At 72.7% G+C, this 19,004-nt stretch carries 16 protein-coding genes; 8 read left to right on the top strand and 8 right to left on the bottom strand.

Annotated elements, in window-relative coordinates; genetic code table 11:
- Positions 1–127: 127 nt before the first annotated feature.
- Positions 128–4,393, top strand: a complete 4,266-nt coding sequence (locus ABZ621_RS28000; RefSeq protein ID WP_360609196.1) for a bifunctional nitrate reductase/sulfite reductase flavoprotein subunit alpha — start codon at positions 128–130, stop codon at positions 4,391–4,393.
- A 44-nt stretch (positions 4,394–4,437) separates the two neighbouring features.
- Here the strand turns inward: ABZ621_RS28000 and ABZ621_RS28005 are convergent, their stop codons facing one another.
- Complete coding sequence (locus ABZ621_RS28005; RefSeq protein ID WP_360609197.1) at positions 4,438–6,387, bottom strand: calcium-binding protein; 1,950 nt, start codon at positions 6,385–6,387, stop codon at positions 4,438–4,440.
- A gap of 508 nt (positions 6,388–6,895) precedes the next feature.
- On the opposite strand from ABZ621_RS28005, the gene ABZ621_RS28010 reads away from it, so the two are divergent.
- From ABZ621_RS28010 to ABZ621_RS28020, 3 genes are read left to right on the top strand one after another with little or no spacing between them, the layout of a single operon-like run.
- Positions 6,896–7,804 carry an ion transporter gene (locus ABZ621_RS28010; RefSeq protein WP_360609198.1) on the top strand — a complete coding sequence of 303 codons (909 nt, stop codon included), beginning with the start codon at positions 6,896–6,898 and terminating at the stop codon, positions 7,802–7,804.
- A 60-nt stretch (positions 7,805–7,864) separates the two neighbouring features.
- Positions 7,865–8,578 (top strand): transcriptional regulator, encoded by a 714-nt coding sequence (locus tag ABZ621_RS28015; RefSeq protein WP_360609199.1) that lies wholly within the window; start codon positions 7,865–7,867, stop codon positions 8,576–8,578.
- Between the two features lie 32 nt (positions 8,579–8,610).
- A complete protein-coding gene (locus tag ABZ621_RS28020) occupies positions 8,611–9,141 on the top strand; it encodes a DUF3291 domain-containing protein (RefSeq protein WP_360609200.1) in 531 nt (176 codons plus the stop codon).
- A 115-nt stretch (positions 9,142–9,256) separates the two neighbouring features.
- Here ABZ621_RS28020 and ABZ621_RS28025 read toward each other — a convergent pair whose 3' ends face one another.
- Complete coding sequence (locus ABZ621_RS28025; protein WP_360609201.1) at positions 9,257–10,252, bottom strand: hypothetical protein; 996 nt, start codon at positions 10,250–10,252, stop codon at positions 9,257–9,259.
- 231 nt (positions 10,253–10,483) lie between these two features.
- On the opposite strand from ABZ621_RS28025, the gene ABZ621_RS28030 reads away from it, so the two are divergent.
- Complete coding sequence (locus ABZ621_RS28030; RefSeq protein WP_360609202.1) at positions 10,484–10,777, top strand: hypothetical protein; 294 nt, start codon at positions 10,484–10,486, stop codon at positions 10,775–10,777.
- Between the two features lie 102 nt (positions 10,778–10,879).
- Here the strand turns inward: ABZ621_RS28030 and ABZ621_RS28035 are convergent, their stop codons facing one another.
- Positions 10,880–11,521, bottom strand: coding sequence for a hypothetical protein (locus ABZ621_RS28035; protein WP_360609203.1), 642 nt, complete (start codon positions 11,519–11,521; stop codon positions 10,880–10,882).
- Between the two features lie 197 nt (positions 11,522–11,718).
- On the opposite strand from ABZ621_RS28035, the gene ABZ621_RS28040 reads away from it, so the two are divergent.
- A complete protein-coding gene (locus ABZ621_RS28040) occupies positions 11,719–12,285 on the top strand; it encodes a GNAT family protein (protein ID WP_360609204.1) in 567 nt (188 codons plus the stop codon).
- Between the two features lie 45 nt (positions 12,286–12,330).
- On the opposite strand, the gene ABZ621_RS28045 is transcribed toward ABZ621_RS28040, so the two are convergent.
- The 4 genes from ABZ621_RS28045 to ABZ621_RS28060 form a co-directional block, all read right to left on the bottom strand.
- A complete protein-coding gene (locus ABZ621_RS28045; RefSeq protein ID WP_360609205.1) occupies positions 12,331–12,915 on the bottom strand; it encodes an aminoglycoside phosphotransferase family protein in 585 nt (194 codons plus the stop codon).
- A complete protein-coding gene (locus ABZ621_RS28050; protein WP_360609206.1) occupies positions 12,902–13,714 on the bottom strand; it encodes an MBL fold metallo-hydrolase in 813 nt (270 codons plus the stop codon). Before ABZ621_RS28050 ends, ABZ621_RS28045 begins: the two co-directional genes overlap by 14 nt.
- A gap of 326 nt (positions 13,715–14,040) precedes the next feature.
- Positions 14,041–14,727: a CoA transferase subunit B gene (locus ABZ621_RS28055; protein WP_360609207.1), complete on the bottom strand. Its 687-nt coding sequence runs from the start codon at positions 14,725–14,727 to the stop codon at positions 14,041–14,043.
- The gene (locus ABZ621_RS28060) at positions 14,727–15,506 is read right to left on the bottom strand and encodes a CoA transferase subunit A (RefSeq protein ID WP_360609208.1); all 780 of its coding nucleotides are present in this window, start codon (positions 15,504–15,506) and stop codon (positions 14,727–14,729) included. The genes ABZ621_RS28055 and ABZ621_RS28060 overlap by 1 nt, the downstream gene beginning before the upstream one ends.
- A 470-nt stretch (positions 15,507–15,976) precedes the next feature.
- Here ABZ621_RS28060 and ABZ621_RS28065 point away from each other — a divergent pair, with 470 nt between their 5' ends.
- Positions 15,977–17,431, top strand: coding sequence for a tannase/feruloyl esterase family alpha/beta hydrolase (locus tag ABZ621_RS28065; RefSeq protein ID WP_360609209.1), 1,455 nt, complete (start codon positions 15,977–15,979; stop codon positions 17,429–17,431).
- A 115-nt stretch (positions 17,432–17,546) separates the two neighbouring features.
- Entirely contained in the window at positions 17,547–18,341 is a 795-nt protein-coding gene (locus tag ABZ621_RS28070; RefSeq protein WP_360609210.1) for a 3-hydroxybutyrate dehydrogenase, read from the top strand.
- Between the two features lie 255 nt (positions 18,342–18,596).
- Here ABZ621_RS28070 and ABZ621_RS28075 read toward each other — a convergent pair.
- A partial coding sequence (locus ABZ621_RS28075) for a VCBS repeat-containing protein (RefSeq protein WP_360609211.1) occupies positions 18,597–19,004 on the bottom strand: 408 nt, incomplete at its 5' end.

The following is a 19,004-nucleotide window of genomic DNA, read 5'->3' on the forward strand; positions in this document are numbered from 1 at the left end:
AGGGTGTGATCGTCCGGAAACCGGATCTTCCTAATGTCTTCTGCGTGGGAGAGTTCCCACGTAGGAGACGGTGTCGGTGTCGGTGGGAGGGGTACCCGTGGGGTCGCCGGAAGCGGAGGACAGGGCGGTGCGTACGGCCTGCTCGTACTGTGGGGTCGGCTGTGGCATCGTCCTCGACATCGCGACGGACCCCGCGACGGGGCGCCGCAGGGCCGTGAAGGCCTCCGGCGACAAGGCCCACCCCGCGAACGCCGGACGGCTCTGCACGAAGGGGGCCACGAGCGCCGACATGCTGGCCGCCCCCGGGCGGGCCACCACGGCGCTCGTGCGGGCGGAGCGCGAGGAGGCACCGGTCGCGACCGACGTCGACACCGCCGTGGCCGACGTGGCCCGACGCCTCCGCGCCGTCCTCGACGAGCACGGCCCCGACGCCCTCGCGTTCTACGTCTCCGGGCAGATGTCCCTGGAGGCACAGTATTTGGCCAACAAGCTCGCCAAGGGCTTCGTGAGGACCCACCAGATCGAGTCGAACTCCCGCCTCTGCATGGCCTCCGCCGGAACCGGCTACAAACTGTCGCTCGGCGCGGACGGCCCTCCCGGCTCGTACGAGGACTTCGACCACGCCGACGTCTTCCTCGTCATCGGCTCCAACATGGCCGACTGCCATCCGATCCTCTTCCTCCGGATGATGGACCGGATCAAGACGGCCGGCGCCAAGCTGATCGTCGTCGACCCGCGCCGCAACGCCACCGCCGACAAGGCCGACCTCTTCCTCCAGATCAGACCCGGAACCGATCTCGCCCTGCTCAACGGCCTGTTGCACCTCCTCGCCGAGGACGGCCGGCTCGACGAGGAGTTCATCGCCGCGCACACCGAAGGCTGGGACGCCATGCCCGCCTTCCTCGCCGACTACCCGCCCGCGCGGGTCGCCGAACTCACCGGCATCCCGGAGGACGACATCCGGCGCGCCGCCCGGTGGATCGGCGAGGCAGGCGCCTGGACCAGCTGCTGGACCATGGGACTCAACCAGTCCACCCACGGCACCTGGAACACCAACGCGCTCGTCAACCTGCACCTCGCCACCGGCGCCATCTGCCGGCCCGGCGCGGGCCCCTTCTCCCTCACCGGCCAGCCCAACGCCATGGGCGGACGGGAGATGGGCTACATGGGACCCGGCCTGCCCGGGCAGCGGTCGGTCCTCGTCCCCGCCGACCGCGCCTTCACCGAGGACCTGTGGGGCATACCGGCGGGCTCGCTCCGCGAGGACGTCGGGCGCGGCACCGTCGAGATGTTCGAGCGGATGGCGGCCGGCGGCATCAAGGCCTGCTGGATCATCTGCACCAACCCGGTCGCCTCCGTCGCCAACCGCAAGACCGTCATCGCCGCCCTCGAAGCGGCCGAACTCGTCGTCACCCAGGACGTGTTCGCGGACACCGAGACGAACGCGTACGCCGACGTCGTCCTCCCCGCCGCCCTGTGGGCCGAGTCCGACGGCGTCATGGTCAACTCCGAGCGGAACCTCACCCTCGTCCGGGGCGTCGTCGATCCCCCGGGCCAGGCCCTCCCCGACTGGCAGCTCATCGCCCGCGTCGCCTGCGCCATGGGTTACGCCGAGGCGTTCACGTACGCCTCCGCCGAGGAGGTCTTCGAGGAGCTCAAGCGGGCCTGGAACCCGCAGAGCGGCTGGGACCTGCGCGGCGTCTCGTACGAGCGCCTGCGCGCCACCCCCGTGCAGTGGCCCGCCCCCACGGCCGAAGGGCCCGACCGCAACCCGATCCGCTACCTCAACGACGGAGTCAGCCAGACCCTGCTGGAGCGCCCGGACGGCACCCGCCCCCGCCTCGCCTTCCCGACGCCCGACGGACGGGCCCGCTTCTTCCCGCGCCCGCACCTGCCGGCCGCCGAACTCCCCGACGAAGACTACCCGTTCGTCCTCAACACCGGTCGGCTCCAGCACCAGTGGCACACCCTCACCAAGACCGGCAAGGTCGCCAAGCTGACCAAGCTGAACCCCGGCCCCTTCGTCGAGGTCCACCCCGACGACGCGACGGCGCTCGGCGTCCAGGAGGGCGACCACCTGGAGATCGCCTCCCGGCGCGGCCGCGCCGTCCTGCCCGCCGTGGTGACCGACCGGGTCCTGCCCGGCACCTGCTTCGCCCCCTTCCACTGGAACGACCTCTTCGGCGAGTACCTGAGCGTCAACGCCGTCACCAACGACGCCGTCGACCCCCTCTCCTTCCAGCCCGAGCTCAAGGCGTGCGCGGTGAGCCTGACGAGGACGACGGCGCCGGTGCCGACAGGGGCTTCCGCTTCCGGGACAGGTTCCGAGGCCGCTTCCGAGACCGCTGCGGAGGCCGTCCCGGAGGCCGATACGGAGACCGATACGGCGGCCGATACGGCGGCCGAAACGGCGACCGGGTCCGCGGCGACGGCCCTCGCCGCCCTGTTCGGCGTCGCGGAGCTCGTACCGCCGCCGTTCACCGAGCCGGAGCGCCGCTACCTCGCGGGGTACCTCTCCGGGCTCGCCGCCGCCCCCGCCGACGACCGGATCCCGGTGCTGCCCGCCACCGCCCCCTTCAGCCCCGACCACGGCCTCTGGGTCGACGGAGCCCTCGCCGGCGTGTTCGCCCGGACGCGGGCGGACGCGCCCCCGCCGCTCCCGGCGCAGGCTTCCGCCGCTCCGGCGGCAGCGGGAGACCGCACCCGGCAGTCGGCGCCGTCCGCCGCCCGTCGGCTCCTGATCCTCTGGGCGTCGCAGACGGGCACCGCCGAGGAGTTCGCCGCGACGGCCGCCGGCCGGCTCACCGAGGCCGGACACCGGCCGGTGCTCCTCCCGATGGAGCGCGCCGACCTCTCCGCGTTCGGCTCCGACACGGACCTGCTGGTGGTGACCAGTACGTTCGGGGACGGCGACGCCCCCGACAACGGCGCCGCCTTCTGGACGGCTCTGAACGCGCCAGAGGCCCCGCGCCTCGACGGCCTGCGCTACTCCGTCCTCGCCTTCGGGGACTCGGCGTACGACGACTTCTGCGGCCACGGCCGCCGGATGGACGAGCGCCTCGCCGAACTCGGCGCCGGCCGCCTCCTGCCGCGTACCGACTGCGAACCGGACCACGAGGAGACCTCCGTGGCCTGGCTCACGGCCCTCCTGCCGCTCCTGCCCCCGGAGGCCGAGGAACCCGCCGTACCGGCCGTTCGCACCGAGCCGTCCCGTACCGCCCCCGCGCCGTCCTCGGTCGGGAGCGCACGCCCGCCGGCGTACTCGAAGTCCTCGCCGTTCGCGACGCTCCTCGTCGGCAACCGGCTGCTGAGCCTGCCCGGTTCACAGAAGGAGGTGCGCCGCTTCACCTTCGACACCCGGGGCGGCGAGCTCGCGTACGAGGCGGGCGACGCCCTCGGCGTCTGGCCGGTCAACAGCGTGGAGCTGGTCGCGGAGTGGCTCGCCCTGACGGGCCTCGACCCGGCCGAACCCGTGACCACAGGAACGGGAGCAGGCCGAGGAGCGGACACCCTGCCCCTCGCCGAAGCGCTGCGCACCCGCTTCGACATCACCCGCATCACCCCGGACCTGCTGAGGTTCGTCGCCGAGCGCACCGGGAGCCAGGAGCTCAAGCGGCTGCTCCGTCCCGGTCACAGGGACGAACTCGCCAAGTGGGGCTGGGGACTTCAGGCACCCGACCTCATGGCCTCCCACCCGGTCCGGGCCTCGGCCGCCGAGTGGGCGGGGGTGCTCAAGCGGCTCCAGCCGCGCCTGTACTCGATCTCCTCCAGCCCCCTCGCTCAGCCGGGCGAGGTCAGCCTCACCGTCTCCGTCGTCCGCTACGCCAACGACCGGGGCCGGGAGCGTACGGGAGTCTGCTCGGCCTATCTCGCCGATCACGCCGACGACGGCCCGGTGCAGGTCTTCGTCCAGCGCTCCCCGCACTTCCGGCCGCCCGCCGACCCCGCCGCCCCCCTGATCATGGTCGGCCCGGGCACGGGCGTGGCGCCCTTCGCCGGCTTCCTGGAGGACCGCCTGGCCCGCGGCCACACGGGCCGCAACTGGCTCTTCTTCGGCGAACAGCGCCAGGCCACCGACTTCTACTACCGGGAGGACCTCGAAGCCCACCTGGCGACGGGCCACCTGGACCGCCTCGACACCGCCTTCTCCCGCGACCAGCGCGCCAAGGTGTACGTCCAGGACCGCATGCGCGAGCACGGCGCCGCCCTGTGGTCCTGGCTCCAGGACGGCGCCCACCTCGCCGTCTGCGGCGACGCCGCCCGCATGGCGAAGGACGTCGAACGCGCCCTCCGTGACGTCGTCGCCCGCCACGGCCGGATGACCGAGGAGGAGGCGGCCGCGTACGTGAAACAGCTGGCGACGGAGAAGCGCTACGTCCGCGATGTCTACTGACGTACGCCGGTCGACATCGGGGACGGAGGATCGGGCACGGTGGATCAGGGGCAGCTGACCCGCACGTCGCCGGGATCGGTGGTGCAGGTGTCGGTGTTGAGACCGCCGTTGGCGGTGTCGTTGCCGCCGACCCCGTCGACCGAGTTCAGCGTGTCGTTGCCGTAGCTGCCGAGGAGCGTGTCGGCGCCCGTGCCGCCGATCAGGGTGTCGTTGTGGTAGCTGCCGTCGACGCGGTCGTTGCCGGGACCCGCGTGGACCGTGTCGTTGCCGAAGCTCGCGTTGACGGTGTCGTTGCCGCTGAGGGCGCAGATCACGTCGCCCTGGTACGTACCGTTGAGGGTGTCGGCGCCGCTGGTTCCGATGATCGTGCAGCCGCGGGTGTTGTTCACGGTCGTGGTGCGGGACGCGGTGTTGTTGCCCGGCGCCGGGTCGGTCTGGGAGGCGGTGACGGTCGCCGTGTTCGTGAGCGTGCCGGTGCGCGAGGGCTCGGCGACGATCGTCACCGTGGCCGTGGCGCCGGAGGGGCTTCCGGCGGGGTCGAGCGTGCCGAGGGCGCAGGTGACGCGGCCGGGCACCGTCGTGCAGCTGCCCCGGTCGGTCGTGGCCGACAGGATGGTGGCCGTACCCGTCAGGGTGTCGGTGAGCTGGACGTTCGTCGCCGCGGTCGTGGTGCTGTTGTTCGTCGCGCGCACCGTGTACGTGACGGTGTCGCCGATGGCGACCGTGGCGGCCCCGGTGTTGGTCACCGACACGTCCACGCCGGCGGGCGGCTCGACGCCGCCACCGCCGAGGTAGCGGGCCAGCCCCCGGTGGGCCTCGAAACTGAAGGCCGTACCGGCGAGCCCGGCGGCGACGATCCTGCCGTCGGTCTGCAGCGCCACGCTCGTGGCCGCGTCCCCGGTGCCGCCGAAGTCGGTGGTCAGCCGTCCGTCCCCGCTGAAGCCCGGGTCCAGTGAGCCGCCGGTGTTGTACCGGGCGAGCGCGAAGTCACCGCCGTAGCGGCCGGCCACGACGAGCCGGCCGTCGGACTGCACGGCCAGGTCCGCGCCGCCGCCCTCCTCGGGGCCGAAGGAGGTGGTGACCCGCCCGTCCCCGTCGAAGCCCGGGTCCGGCGCGCCGGCGGTGGTGAACCGGGACACGAGGAAGGAGTTGCCCTCGCTGCCCGCGACGACGATCCGGCCGTCGCCCTGCAGCGCGACGGCCGACCCGCCGCCGGTGCCGGTGGTGACCCGCCCGTCGCCGTCGAAGGTCGTGTCGAGGGTGCCGTCGGGGAGGTAGCGGGTCACGGCGAGCCCGTCGGCACTTCCGACGGCGACGATCCTGCCGTCGCCCTGCAGGGCGATGTCGGCGACGCCGTGACAGCACGTGGGGCCGAAGGTGGTGGTGACCCGGCCGTCCCCGCCGAAACCGGGGTCCGGAACGCCGGCCGGGTCCCAGCGCACCAGCGACCACACACCGCCGCTCGACCCGCCGGCGAGGATCCTGCCGTCGGGCTGGACCAGCACCGCCTGCGCGGTCTCGATCGCGTCGACGTCGATCTCGGTGAGCACCTTGCCGCCCTCGCCGAAGCTCGGGTCGAGGCTGCCGTCCGGGAGGTAACGGGCCGCGGCCCACTGGCCGTTGCCGCCCCAGTCGGTGGAACCGCCGACCGCGACGATCTTGCCGTCGGGCTGCAGCGCGACGCCGTGGCCCTCGTCGTTGTTGGCTCCCACGAAGTCGGTGGTGACGATGCCGTCACCACCGAAGGTCGGGTCCAGGCTGCCGTCGGCGTTGTACCGGGTGAGAGTGAAGTCGCCGGAGGTCTCGTCGGAGTACCCGTACCCGATGGTGACGATCCTCCCGTCCGGCTGTACGGCCATGCCCTCGGCGCCGGCGAAGCCGCCCAGGTCGGTCACGACCCTGCCGTCGCCGTCGAAGGAAGGGTCCAGATCCCCCGGCGCGGCCACCGCGACCGCCGGCAGCCCCAGGACGAGTGCCACGACGGCGGCGCCCACCGCCCCCCTCGCCCTCGTGCGACCGGCCCGCGGCCATGAGCTTCTCAAGGACATGCGTGATCACTCCGTCCTTCGATCCTGATGCCCCACCGTTCTCGTCGCCGGCACCCGGCCCCGGCGCGACGGGCCGAACTGCGCCCACTGGACGGACCGGCTCCACCCCCAGGGGTGAGCACCGCGTGGCCCGGGGCCGTCCCCCTCGGGCGGGGGCGGCAGTCGGCCGACGGGGCGCCCTCCCCGGTAGGGCCGGAGCCGGTGACCGGGAGGACCGGAGATAACGATCTTGGGCGGGGCCGGTCACGGACCCGACGGTCCGGAGGGGACCCAATGCGCGGTCTTTCCCCGCAGCGGATGAATCGTTCAGCCTTTTCGCACCCACCCCGCAGCCCGACGTCTTCCCGGCCCGTTAGGACAGCAGGAAACCCACTCCCGCCCTCGCCCGCCCCCGTATCTCGTCGCGCGCCCGCACCGCAGCCCGTGCCCGGCGCAAGCGCCTCCGGAGACCTTCATGACCACCGCCCCGGCTCCCACCCGGGTCCGGATCGCGGCAGCCTGCCGCGCCGTGACCGAGGCCCCCGCCTTCTCCTTCGCCGTCCTGACCGTGATCCTGTGCAACGCCGTCCTCCTCGGCGCCGAGACCTACCGCGGCTTCGTCAGCGACCACGCGGCCGAACTGCGCGGGGCCGAGCTCGGCTGCCTCGCCTTCTTCACGCTGGAGATGCTGCTGCGCGCCGGCGCCCACGCCGACCGCCCCAAGGAGTTCTGGCGGGACGGCTGGAACATCTTCGACCTGCTCGTCGTCGTGTGCGCCTACATCCCCTTCGTACGCGAGAACTCCACCGTCCTGCGACTGCTCCGGCTGGTACGCGTGCTCCGCACCGCCCGCTTCCTGCCCCAGCTGCGCATCCTCTTCATCGCGGTCTCGCGCAGCCTGCCCGGCACCGTCAGCTTCCTCTTCGTCGGCGCCGTCATCCTCTACGTCTACGCCATGATCGGCTGGGTCTGCTTCGGCTCCCACGACCCCGCCCACTTCGGCTCCCTCGGCCGCGCCCTGCTCACGCTCTTCCTCCTGATGACGCTGGAGGGGCTCCAGGACGCCATCTACAACGGCCTGGCCATCTCGCGCCTGAGCCTCTTCTACTACGGCTCCTACGTCCTGCTCGCCTCCTTCGTCCTGGTCAACGTCCTGATCGGGGTCGTCCTGAACAGCCTCGACGAGGCGCGCGAACTCGACAACGCCGCCCTCGACGCCGAGGGCCGTGCCGCCCGTGGCGGCGCGGGGAAGGAGGAGGACGCGGACCTCGCGGAGCGCATCGCCGACATGCGGCAGAGTCTCGACCTCCTCGAACGGTCCCTGGCCGCCACGCGGCAGCCGACCGCCGTCGGCGACAAGGACCGCATGGCGACGATCGCCTGACCGAGCCGCTCCCGCCCCGGCCTTTCTATCTCCAACCTCCGTCGTCAATAGAATGGCCGGATGGAGGACATCGAAGCGATCGCCGCCCTGCAGGATCCGGTACGCCGCCGCCTGTACGAGTACGTGGTGGCGCAGGGCCGTGACGTCGGGCGCAACGAGGCCGCGGAGGCGGCGGGCGTGGCGCGCACCCTCGCCGCGCACCATCTGGACCGCCTGACGGAGGCGGGGCTGCTGGAAAGCGGCAGCCGCCGCCTCACGGGCCGTTCGGGCCCGGGGGCGGGCCGCCCCGCCAAGGTCTACCGGAGGGCGCCGGGCGAGCGCTCGGTGTCGCTGCCCGCCCGCGACTACCGCACCGCCGCCGAACTGCTCGCGGAGGCCGCCGAACTGGCCGGCCTGGACGCCGGCCTCTGCGCGGCCGCACGCCGCCGGGGCGAGTCCCTGCGCGAGGCGACGGGGCCGTGCGGAAGCCTTGAGGAAGCCATGGAACTGCTGGCGGCCCGGGGGTACGAGCCACACCTCGAAGCCGTCGAAGCCGCCGATGCCGCCGGAGCCGTCGAGGCCTCTGCCGACGCTACCGCCGCCGCCACCGTCATCCGTATGCGCAACTGTCCCTTCCATGCCGTCGCCGAGCGCTTCCCGCCGCTCGTCTGCGGCATGAACCTGGCGCTCCTGGAGGGGCTGTTGGGTGGGTCGGACGCCGTCCGCGCCCGGATGGACGCCAGGCCGGGGGAGTGCTGCGTGGTGGTCGAGCCTTCTAAAAACAATGATCATTGACATAGAAATGGGGGGCATGCTGGGATGAGGCCATGACCGCATCCCCGCACACGCCCGTCGGCGCCCACCACCTCGCCCAGCTCAACGTGGCCACGCTCCTCCACCCCCTCGACGACCCCCGCATGACGCCGTTCGTCGAGATGCTCGACCCGATCAACACCGCCGCCGACGGCGCGCCCGGTTTCGTGTGGCGGTTCGTGGAGGAGGGGACGTCCGACGCCACCGGCGCGCGTCCCGCGGGCGAGGACGTCATCGTGAACCTCACCGTCTGGGAGACCCAGGAAGCCCTGTGGGACTTCACCTACCGCAGCGGGCACCTGGAAGTGATGCGGCAGCGCCGTGCGTGGTTCGAACGGCACGTCGAGGCGCACCTGGTCCTCTGGTGGGTCCCCGCCGGCCACCGCCCGACCACGGAGGAGGCCGTGGCACGCCTGGCGGACCTGCGCGCCCACGGCCCGTCCCCCCGCGCCTTCACCTTCGCCTCCGCCTACACCGCCGCAGAGGCGGAGTCCTTCGCACCGCACTCCGCTCCGGACCACGTGGGCGACGTCACCGCGCCGTGAGGCGGCGCACGGCCGCCGGAGCGGTCGTCGGTGTGCTCGAAGCCGGCAACGGAACGCGGCCGTCCGCCGAGTCGTCCACGTTCCCGGACCCGCCGTGGCCCATGTGGGGCCCGCCTCACGCGGTGCGGAGCGCCGCCTCGATGGCCTCGACCACGCCGCCGTGGGCGGCCGGGGCCACCCGAAGGCCACGCCCCACCGGCACAGGTGCCTGCTGCCCGATCCGGTCCAGGACCCGCACGAAGTACTTGTCGGCCGTCAGGAACACGTCGCAGTCGGGCAGATGGGAGGCGTGCTGCACGTCGCGGGGGTTGCCGCCGGTGACCTTCATGTCCGCCTGGACGGTCTGGGCCGCCCACCGGAGCCAGTTGCGAGGCATGTGCGCGGCGTCCACCTCGTACAGCCAGAAGCGGTTGAACTCCTCCCGGGAGGCGCACATGGAGCCCAGGTCGACCCGGGCGCCGACCCAGTCCGCGCCGGTGGTGTCCTCGTGCGTCAGCACCGAGCGGCGGCCCACGGCGAACGAACGCCAGTACACCTCCTGCGTCAACGGCCGCCACGCCGCGATCCGGTCGCCGGGCTCCCACCCGAGCCGCGGCCCGGGCCCGGTCTCCTCGGAGGGGAACGCGGTGATGCGGGAGAGGTCGCTGACGTCGAACCTCCCCTCGCGCCACGCCTTCTGCTGGGTCTTCTGGACGTCCACGAGATGCTGCGCCGTGCGGTCCGCGTGCCTGGCCGGAGCGAGCTCGCGGAAGAGCTCGTGGGAGTCCAGCGCCCGCCGCCAGAACGTCTTCGTCCAGAAGGTGCGCAGGCTCGCCTCGTGACCGGTGTCGGGTACCGCGCGCACCCACTGGGGGCGCAGGCGCCGCACCTCCGCGACGACCTCCGCGGCCTCCAGGTCGGCCTCGCTCCGCAGCCGTTCGTCGGCGCCGGTCAGGACGGCCCGCACGATGGCCTCCCGCTTGTCGGGGCGAGGGTGCTGGAGCACCTCCAGCAGGACACCGGGCGGGGTCACCACGCGGTGACCCAGGGAACGGACGAGCGCCTTGAACCGGTCTCCCGCCCGCTCGTCCCCCAGGTACGACCAGATGTTGTTGTCCAGCATGATCCTCAAGTGAGACCCTCCCCGCGACGGCCGACGCCACCCCGCCCCGTCCCGAACTCGCCGGGGCCGGGGGCGACTCTTGGACCAGCTTCTCAGCAGGCACTGACAATCGGCCGTCAACGCCGTGGGCGGGCTTCACCGTTGCGGTTCGCTCTGCGCGTTCGGATGATCACATACCGCTAGGATCGCGGGCGTTGCCGCCGCCACAGGCATGCGGCGGACCGAGAAAGGGGCCTACCGATGGCCATCATCGTCACCTTCGACTTCCCCGGCGCCGGGCAGGAGCTCTACGACACGGTCATCGAGCGGATGACGGACGGCAGAGGCTTCACCCGCTTCGCGGACCTGCCGGTCGTGGGTCTCGTCTCGCACGCGGCCGGCACGGCGGACGGGGTGTTCCGCGTGACCGAGGTCTGGGAAAGCCAGGAGGCACTGGAAACCCACGCCAAGGCCTTCGGTCCGATCCTGGCCGAACTCGGCCACGCCGACGTCCGGCCCACGATCATCCCGGCCCACAACTTCGTCGTCTCGTAAGGCAGTCGGAGGCCGGCCGCACCGGGTGCCGTCGCCGTCCGTCCCTCCGGCGCCGGCGACCGTACCCGGGAGCGAACCGGGTGCGGGACCCGGCCTTCCCGCCTACCTGATCGGGTCCACGGGAGCGGGGAACATCCCCGCGTAGGGATCAGGTTCGCCCGTGAACGGATCCAGACCGGCCCGGAACCGTCGCTCCTGCTCCCGCCAGCTCACGAAGGTCCCGGTCCGCTTCCAGAGCGACGCGTCCCCGAGCGGACACGCGTCGAACCGGCCCAGCATCATGCGGGTGATGAACTGGACCATGGTGCAGTCGAACAGGGCCCACGGCGACTCGCCCCACGCGTGGTGCCGACGCCAGGCCACGACGGGCCACTTGTCCGGGTCCGGGTCGTTCATGAGCCAGGCCGTCTCGTTCGCGTTCATTCCCGTGCCCCACGGCAGGACGGCGTCGGCATCCGACGCCACGCCCGGGACTCCCGCGTCCTCCGTCCACAGCCCGCGCAGGTCGTCCGTCCGGGCTCCGATGTGACAGTTTCCCCACCCGCGCACGTCACTGGGCAGCGGCGGCAGGATGACGAGGTTGCCGATGTCGCCCACGCCGTACGTGTCGAGCAGGGCCTTGTAGTCGCCCGGCAGCGCGGTGCCCAGCGCGCCTTCGGCCGCGGACCAGTCGATCCGCTCACCGCCCGCGAAGTCCGCCGGTACGAGTTCGAGCAGCGCGGCGACATCGGGATGCGCGTTCATGGTGAAGCTCCTTGCGGTGGGTGGTGGCCAGACCGGCGGTGGGCGGTGGGCGGCGTCGATCGAGCCTAGGGCCACCCGCCCCGCACACACCGTCGTGGTGCTCGGTCGAGCAACGTCGCGGAGGGGCGGCGGAGCGAGGTAGGGCGGGCGGCGTGGCGCCGGGCCTGCGTGCGCCCGGCTGGGGCATGGTGAGGAGCATGCGGACACCCTTCCTCGTGCCCCGGATCGACGCGGGCGACGGCGTGGTGCTGAGGCCCTGGGGCCTCGACGACCTGCCGCTGGTGCGGGAGGCGGCCGAGGACGCCTACATTCCGCTGGTCACCACCGTGCCGAGCCCCTACACGCACGCCGAGGGCGTCGCCTTCGTCGCCCGCCAGGAGGACCGGGCGCTCAGCCGCACGGGCTACCCGTTCGTCATGGCCGAGGCGGCGGGGGACCGCGGCCTCGGGGCGATCGGCCTGTGGCCGGACGCCGCCGACGAAGCGCGTGCTTCCGTGGGCTACTGGGTGGCGGGCTCGGCCCGTGGCAAGGGCGTCGCCACGGTGGGTCTGCGCGCGATCGCCTCCTGGGCGCTGCGCGACCTCGCCCTCGCACGCGTGGAGCTGTACGTCGAACCCTGGAACACCGCGTCCCGCAAGACGGCCCTCCAGGCGGGCTTCACCTACGAAGGCCACCTCCGCAGCCGCCAGTCGGTGGGCGGCGAGCGCCGCGACATGCTGGTCTACTCCCGGATCGCCGAGGACCTGACCGACGCGGACGGGTGAGCCGTCAGCCCCACGTCCCCTCGCGCGTCACACGCAGTACGGGCGCTACGGGCGTTCGGCGAGCACCCCGGCCAGTCGTTCCGCGAACTCGGTCAGCCAGGCGAGGCGCGGACCGTCGCGAGCGATGCGGAAGCCGTGCCGACGGCCCCAGAAGGCGGCCTTGGCGGCGTGGAACTGGGCCCATCGGCGTACGCGTTCCCGGTCGAGTTCCGCGGCCTCGGAGAAGACGTCGAGGACCCGGTCGGCGGCCCCGCGCAGGTCGTCCGCTTCGAGGAGCGTCAGCGCCCGCGACTTCAGCAGCGTCCCGGCGTCGTAGGCGGGATCTCCCGCGTATCCCTTGGGGTCGACGGCCAGCCACGGCTCCCGGTCGGCACGCAGGATGTTCCGCGCGTGCAGATCGCCGTGGACGAGGGCGTCCGGCTGGTCCGGGCCCAGTTCCCGTACGGTCGCCACGGCGGCGTCCAGGACGCGCGGAGGCATAGCGTGCGGCAACTCCTGCGCGTCCTCGCGGAACCGGGCCTCCCAGGCGCCGGCCTGCTCGCTCAGCCGGGGCAGGCCGGGCGGCGCGGGCACGGCGAGACGGCGGTTGAGCCGCCCGGCGACCGCCGCGACCTCGTCACCGTCCGCCACCTACGACGAACGGATCGGTCAGGTGCGGTGTCGCCAGGTGGAGGGTGTGTGTCGTCCGGGCGTCCAGAACGTGCGTCCTTGAGACCCTGGCCTGCTGCGGGTCCATTTCGTGGGCGTACGTGAGATCCGGGTGGAGCAGCTGGATCGCGTGGACGAGCAAATCCCCCGTCACGGCGAGAAGTTCGCGGCCGGACTCGACGAGGACGCTCTGGTGGCCGGGTGTGTGACCGGGCGTCGCGATCACGCGCTCGCCGCTGCGCAGCGTGGTCTCGCCGTCGAGCAGATGGAGCTGACCGGTCGTCCTGAGTGGGTCGATCACGCTGGATCGCAACGGGGGGTTGATCTGCTCCAGGGCGTCGAGTTCGGCCCGCTGGAGCAGGTACCGGGCGTTCGGGAAGAACGGTCGGGGCTCCTTCCCGCCGACGACGGCCCATCCCACGTGGTCCGTGTGAAGGTGCGTGAGCACCACGGTCTCCACTTCCGACGGTTCGATGCCCGCCTCGGCCAGCGAGTCCGGCAGAGCCCCGGGGACGGGAGCCCATGCGGCCGCCGGGCTGTCCGCCGGCCCGATCCCGGCGTCGACCAGCGTCACACCCCGGTCACCGCGGATCGCGAACGCGCGGAACTGCAGCCACCAGCGTCCTTCGGCGTCGAGCGCGCCGGGATCGAACCGGTCGGCCGCCGACCACTGTTCGGCCGTGGCGTCGGGGAACGCCTCCGCCCTGGGGGAGAAGAAGGGGCCCGCGCCGTCCGTGAGGGCGATGACGGTGTAGGGACCGACTTTCATGGAGAGGGGCATCTCACGGATGGTGCCATGGCTGGTCGGAGGCCGGTCAAGTGGGTTGCCCGGGCGTGCGGTTCGACGTGGGGCGGGTACGACGACGAGTCCCTGGCCGTGTGCGCGCCGGCGCCGCGGATCACGGCCGGGGAAGTGGAGTCGCGCGGGCTCGTCGTGACGGAGGACGCCGGAGGCCGGGCCCCGGACGGGGCGGGTGCCGGGCACGCTCCACCACGGCGTGTCGGTCGCCGAGGGCATCCGCATGCTGGTCCGGGCGGAGGTCGCGGCGGCGCGTGCGTGGAGCAGCGGCACCAGCTCGCCGAGATGCTCACCCGGATCCATCCCGTCTACCGTCCGTGGACCTCCGACCGGTGGCCCGGTCCGGCTTCCTGAGCGAGGTGCGGGGGGACGCGCAGGGGTGCGGCGGTGGCGGCCGCGACCTCGTCCGCGGTGACGCCCGGCGCCAGTTCGGCCAGGAGGAAACCGTCGGGGGTGATGTCGACGACGGCGAGGTCGGTGATCACGCGCTGGACGACTCCCCGCCCGGTCAGGGGGAGGGTGCAGGTGTCGACGAGCTTGGGCGTGCCGTCCTTCGCGGTGTGCTCCATGAGGACGACGACCCGCCCGGCGCCGTGGACGAGGTCCATCGCGCCGCCCATGCCCTTGACCATCTTGCCGGGGATCATCCAGTTCGCGAGGTCGCCGGCGGAGGAGACCTGCATGGCGCCGAGGATCGCGGCGTCGATGTGACCGCCGCGGATCATCCCGAAGGACAGCGCCGAGTCGAAGAACGAGGCGCCGGGCAGCGTCGTGACCGTCTCCTTGCCGGCGTTGATCAGGTCGGCGTCGAGCTCGTCCTCGGTGGGGTACGGCCCGACGCCGAGGATCCCGTTCTCGGACTGGAGCACGACCTCGATGCCCGGCGGGAGGTGATTGGGGATGAGCGTCGGCAGCCCGATGCCGAGGTTCACGTAGCTGCCGTCGGTGAGTTCCAGGGCGGCGCGGGCCGCCATCTGCTCGCGGGTGAGCGCCATCAGACGTCGCCTTCCTGTCGGACGGTACGGCGTTCGACGCGCCGCTCGGCGGCGGGGTCGCCGGGCGTGACCCGGACCACCCGCTGGACGAAGACGCCGGGGAGGTGGACCTCGTCGGGGTCGAGCTCGCCCGGTTCGACGAGGTGGTCGACCTCGGCGATGGTGACCCGCCCGGCCATGGCGGCCAGCGGGTTGAAGTTGCGGGCCGAGGACCGGAAGACCAGGTTGCCGTGCCGGTCGCCGATGGTCGCCCGTACCAGCGCGAAGTCCGTCGTGATCCCCTCCTCCAGCAGGTACGGTCGCCCGCCGAACTCCCGCGTCTCCTTGGGCGGCGAGGCCACCGCGACGGCGCCTCCGCCGGCCGCGTACCTCCACGGCAGGCCGCCCTCGCCGACCTGCGTTCCCGTGCCCGCGGGGGTGTAGAAGGCGGGGATCCCCGCGCCGCCCGCCCGCAGCCGCTCCGCGAGCGTGCCCTGGGGGACGAGCTCGACCTCCAGCTCCCCGCTCAGGTACTGGCGGGCGAACTCCTTGTTCTCGCCGACGTACGAGCTCGTCATGCGGGCGATCCGGCCGGCGGCCAGCAGCAGGCCGAGGCCCCAGTCGTCGACGCCGCAGTTGTTCGACACGACACGGAGGCCCTCCGTGCCGCGCTGCCACAGCGCGTCGATGAGCGTGCCCGGTATGCCGCAGAGCCCGAATCCGCCCACGGCGAGCGAGGCCCCGTCGGGAAGGTCGGCCACCGCCTCCGCCGCGCTCGCGACCGTCTTGTCCAGACCCATGAGGATCCCTTCCCTCGGGGCACCCGGACGACCTCGCAGGTCGGAACCGGTGCCGGTACCAGCGACAGGCACCGACCCTAGGCAGCGGGCGACGACGGCGACCATGGCTGCCCTCCACACACCACCCCCCTCCGTCATGTCGCTCATCCATGCCTCCGCACGGCGCTCCGATGCCGTGCCGCCCGGTCGGCGGGGTGGTGGCGACGCCCACCGCACGGCTCGGGACGGTGGGCCGCGCAGCCATGTCGGGCGGCCGGACGGCGGCATAGCCTCCCGCGAGTCCGCTACCGAGAAGTCCCCTTCCGAACCTCCCGAACCTCCCGAACCTTCCGAACCATCGCGTTCGCCCCAACGGTCCCAGCCATTCCCGTCATCCGACCCATCCCGTTCCGTCCCACCCGAGCGTCCGGACAAGCAAGGTCCGGGAGTTCAGGCGGCACGGGCAACCCAGATCCCGGAGGTACGCACCCATGCGTCGTCGTCCCGCGTTCCGCTCCTCACCACGCCCCTGGCGGCGAGGCGCCCAGGCGGCACTGGCCGTGGCCGCCCTCACCCTCACGACCGTCCCCACAGCGACGGCCGCCCCGGCCACCCCCGGATCCCCTTGCGCCCGCCAGGCGCAGCTGCGCGTGCCCGGCGCGGAGCACCAGCAGTCCGCCTGCCTCGACGAGCTGACGACGGCCGGCACCGTCGCCTCGGGCCACACCGACCCGGCCGACTGGGCGGGGCTCACGCCGAAGGACCTGGCGGTCCCCAGCGGGGTGCCCGGCATCCAGATCGACGGCTACTTCCCCGACACCTCCGCCACCAACACCAACCACGGCTGGCGGCACGACGCCCAGTTCGTCATCCGGCTGCCCGACCGCTGGAACGGCGGTCTCGTCGTGGCGGGCCCGCCCGGCAACCGCGAGCAGTACGCCAACGACCGCGCCATCGCGGACTGGGTGCTGGCCCGGGGGTACGCGTACGCCGCCACCGACAAGGGCAACACGGGTCTCGCCTTCCACCGCGACGGAAAGGCCCCCGGCGACGCGATCGCCGAATGGAACGACCGCGTCACCCAGCTCACCCGGGCGGCCCGGGCGGTGGTGGCGCAGCGCTACCACCGGCCCCCCGCCCGCACCCTGGCGACCGGCATGTCCAACGGCGGGTACCTGGTCCGCTGGCAGCTGGAGAACCATCCCGAGCTCTACGACGGCGGCGTCGACTGGGAAGGCACCCTCTGGCGGACCGACGGCCCCAACCTGCTCGACTTCCTGCCGAAGGCGATGCGCGCCTACCCCGTGTACGCCGCGGGCGGCGCGGGCGCGGAGGAGGCGCGGCGGGAACTGCACGGCGCCGGCTTCCCGGCCGGCTCGGAGTTCCTGTGGCCGTACCACCACAAGGTCTACTGGGACCTGACCCAGCGCGTCTACCGCGAGGAGCTGGACCCCGGCTTCGACGGCCCGGCCGAGGCCGGCACGCCGTACTGCCTGCCGGGCACGCCCGCCTGTGACGCCGACTACGACTACGCGGCCCGGCCCGCCGAGGTCCGGCAGGCCGTCGCGAAGATCGCCCTCACCGGACGGATCGGCAAGCCGCTGATCACCCTGCACGGCACCCTGGACGCCCTCCTGCCGATCGCCCGGGACTCCGACGTGTACGCCCGCATGGTGCGCGAGGCGGGACGCGGCGCACTGCACCGCTACTACCGCATCGAGGGCGGCACCCACACCGACTCGCTCGTCGACGTCTTCCCGGACGGCGGGCTCCGGCCGCTCGCGCCCTGCCACCGCACGGCCTTCACGGCCCTGGAGGGCTGGCTCGTCGCCGGACACCGCCCACCCGCCTCGCACACCGTCGCGCGGCCCGTCGGCCAGGACGCGGCGACCCTGGCGAACGTGTGCCCGCTCGACACCACGAAGCCGGCCGGCGGCCCGTCCTGAGCCGTACGGACTTCGCGCGGAGGCGATCCATGGGGATGAACACCATGACATGGCCCAGCACTATGGAGGACTCGCACGTGGGCCGACAGGAGGGCCCTCCCTACTGTTTCGGGCCATGACGAACACATTTCCCTCCCCGGACCGGCTGCCGTCACCCGCCGGCGCGCTCGATCTGAGCGGGCGCACCGCGCTGGTGACCGGCGGTGGCAGCGGCATCGGGCGGGCCTGCGCCCTCGCCCTGGCGCAGGCGGGGGCCTTCGTCCACGTGGTCGACCGGGACGCCGCATCGGCCAAGGCCGTCGCCGAGCTCACCGGGGGCCGGGCGCAGGTCGCCGACCTCGCCGACGCGGACGCGATCGACCTGCTGCCCGCCGAGGTCGACATCCTCGTCAACAACGCCGGGCTCCAGCACGTCGCCCCGCTCACGGAGTTCCCGCCGGAACGGTTCGCACTGATCCAGAAGGTGATGGTCACCGCCCCGTTCCTGCTGATGCGCCGGACGCTGCCGCACATGTACGCCCACGGCTGGGGCCGGATCGTCAACGTCTCCAGCGTCCACGGGCTGCGCGCCAGCGCGTACAAGGCCGCCTACGTCGCCGCCAAGCACGCCCTGGAGGGCCTCAGCAAGGTCGCCGCGATCGAAGGCGCCCCGCACGGGGTCACCAGCAACTGCGTCAACCCCGGTTACGTCCGCACCCCGCTGGTCGAGGGCCAGGTCCGCGACCAGGCCGCCGCGCACGGCATCAGCGAGGGCGACGTCCTGTCGAATGTGATGCTGGCCCGCTCGCCCGTGAAGCGCCTCCTGGAGACGGAGGAGGTCGCCGCCGCGGTCCTGTGGCTCTGCGGCCCCCACTCCGGCTACCTCACCGGTACCTCCCTGCCGCTCGACGGCGGCTGGACGGCCGGCTGAGGACTGGCTCGACGCCGCGGGGGAATACCTCACGGACGCCGAGACCCTGATCCTGCCCGCCACCTACCGGGCCATCGCCGACCTCGTCTCCGACCGCACCGCCAACGCCTGACCACGACCCCGATCAGGCACTCATGCCTCCGCCCCGACCACACACCAGCTCGTCATGCGAGGGCTGGCGTGTGTGGCCGGGGGAGTCCTCGTCCCCTTGACGGCAACTGTGTCAGTCGGGCCAGGGGGACGAGGAGGCACGGGTCAGAGGGTGACCATCAGCGTGCCGCCGTCGAAGTAGGTGCCCATGTTCTTGCGCACCGAGACCTCGCCGGTTCCGATCACGTGGACGTACATGTCGGCCTTGCCGTCGCCGGTGGTGTCACCGAAGCGGAGTCGTCCCATGTCGTCGCCGGTGACGAAGCGGCCCCAGCCGGTGGACCAGTGGGTTCCGCCGTCGAAGTAGGTGCCCATGTTCTTGCGGACGCTGATGTTGCCGTCGGTGCCGTGGACGATGAGGTCGGCCTTGTTGTCGCCGGTGATGTCGGCGAAGTAGAGCCGTCCCATGTCCTGGCCGGTGACGAAGCGGCCCCAGCCGGTGGACCAGTGGGTTCCGCCGTCGAAGTAGGTGCCCATGTTCTTGCGGACGCTGATGTTGCCGTCGGTGCCGTG

The organism is Streptomyces sp. NPDC007863, from assembly GCF_040633895.1.
Taxonomy (GTDB): Bacteria; Actinomycetota; Actinomycetes; order Streptomycetales; family Streptomycetaceae; genus Streptomyces.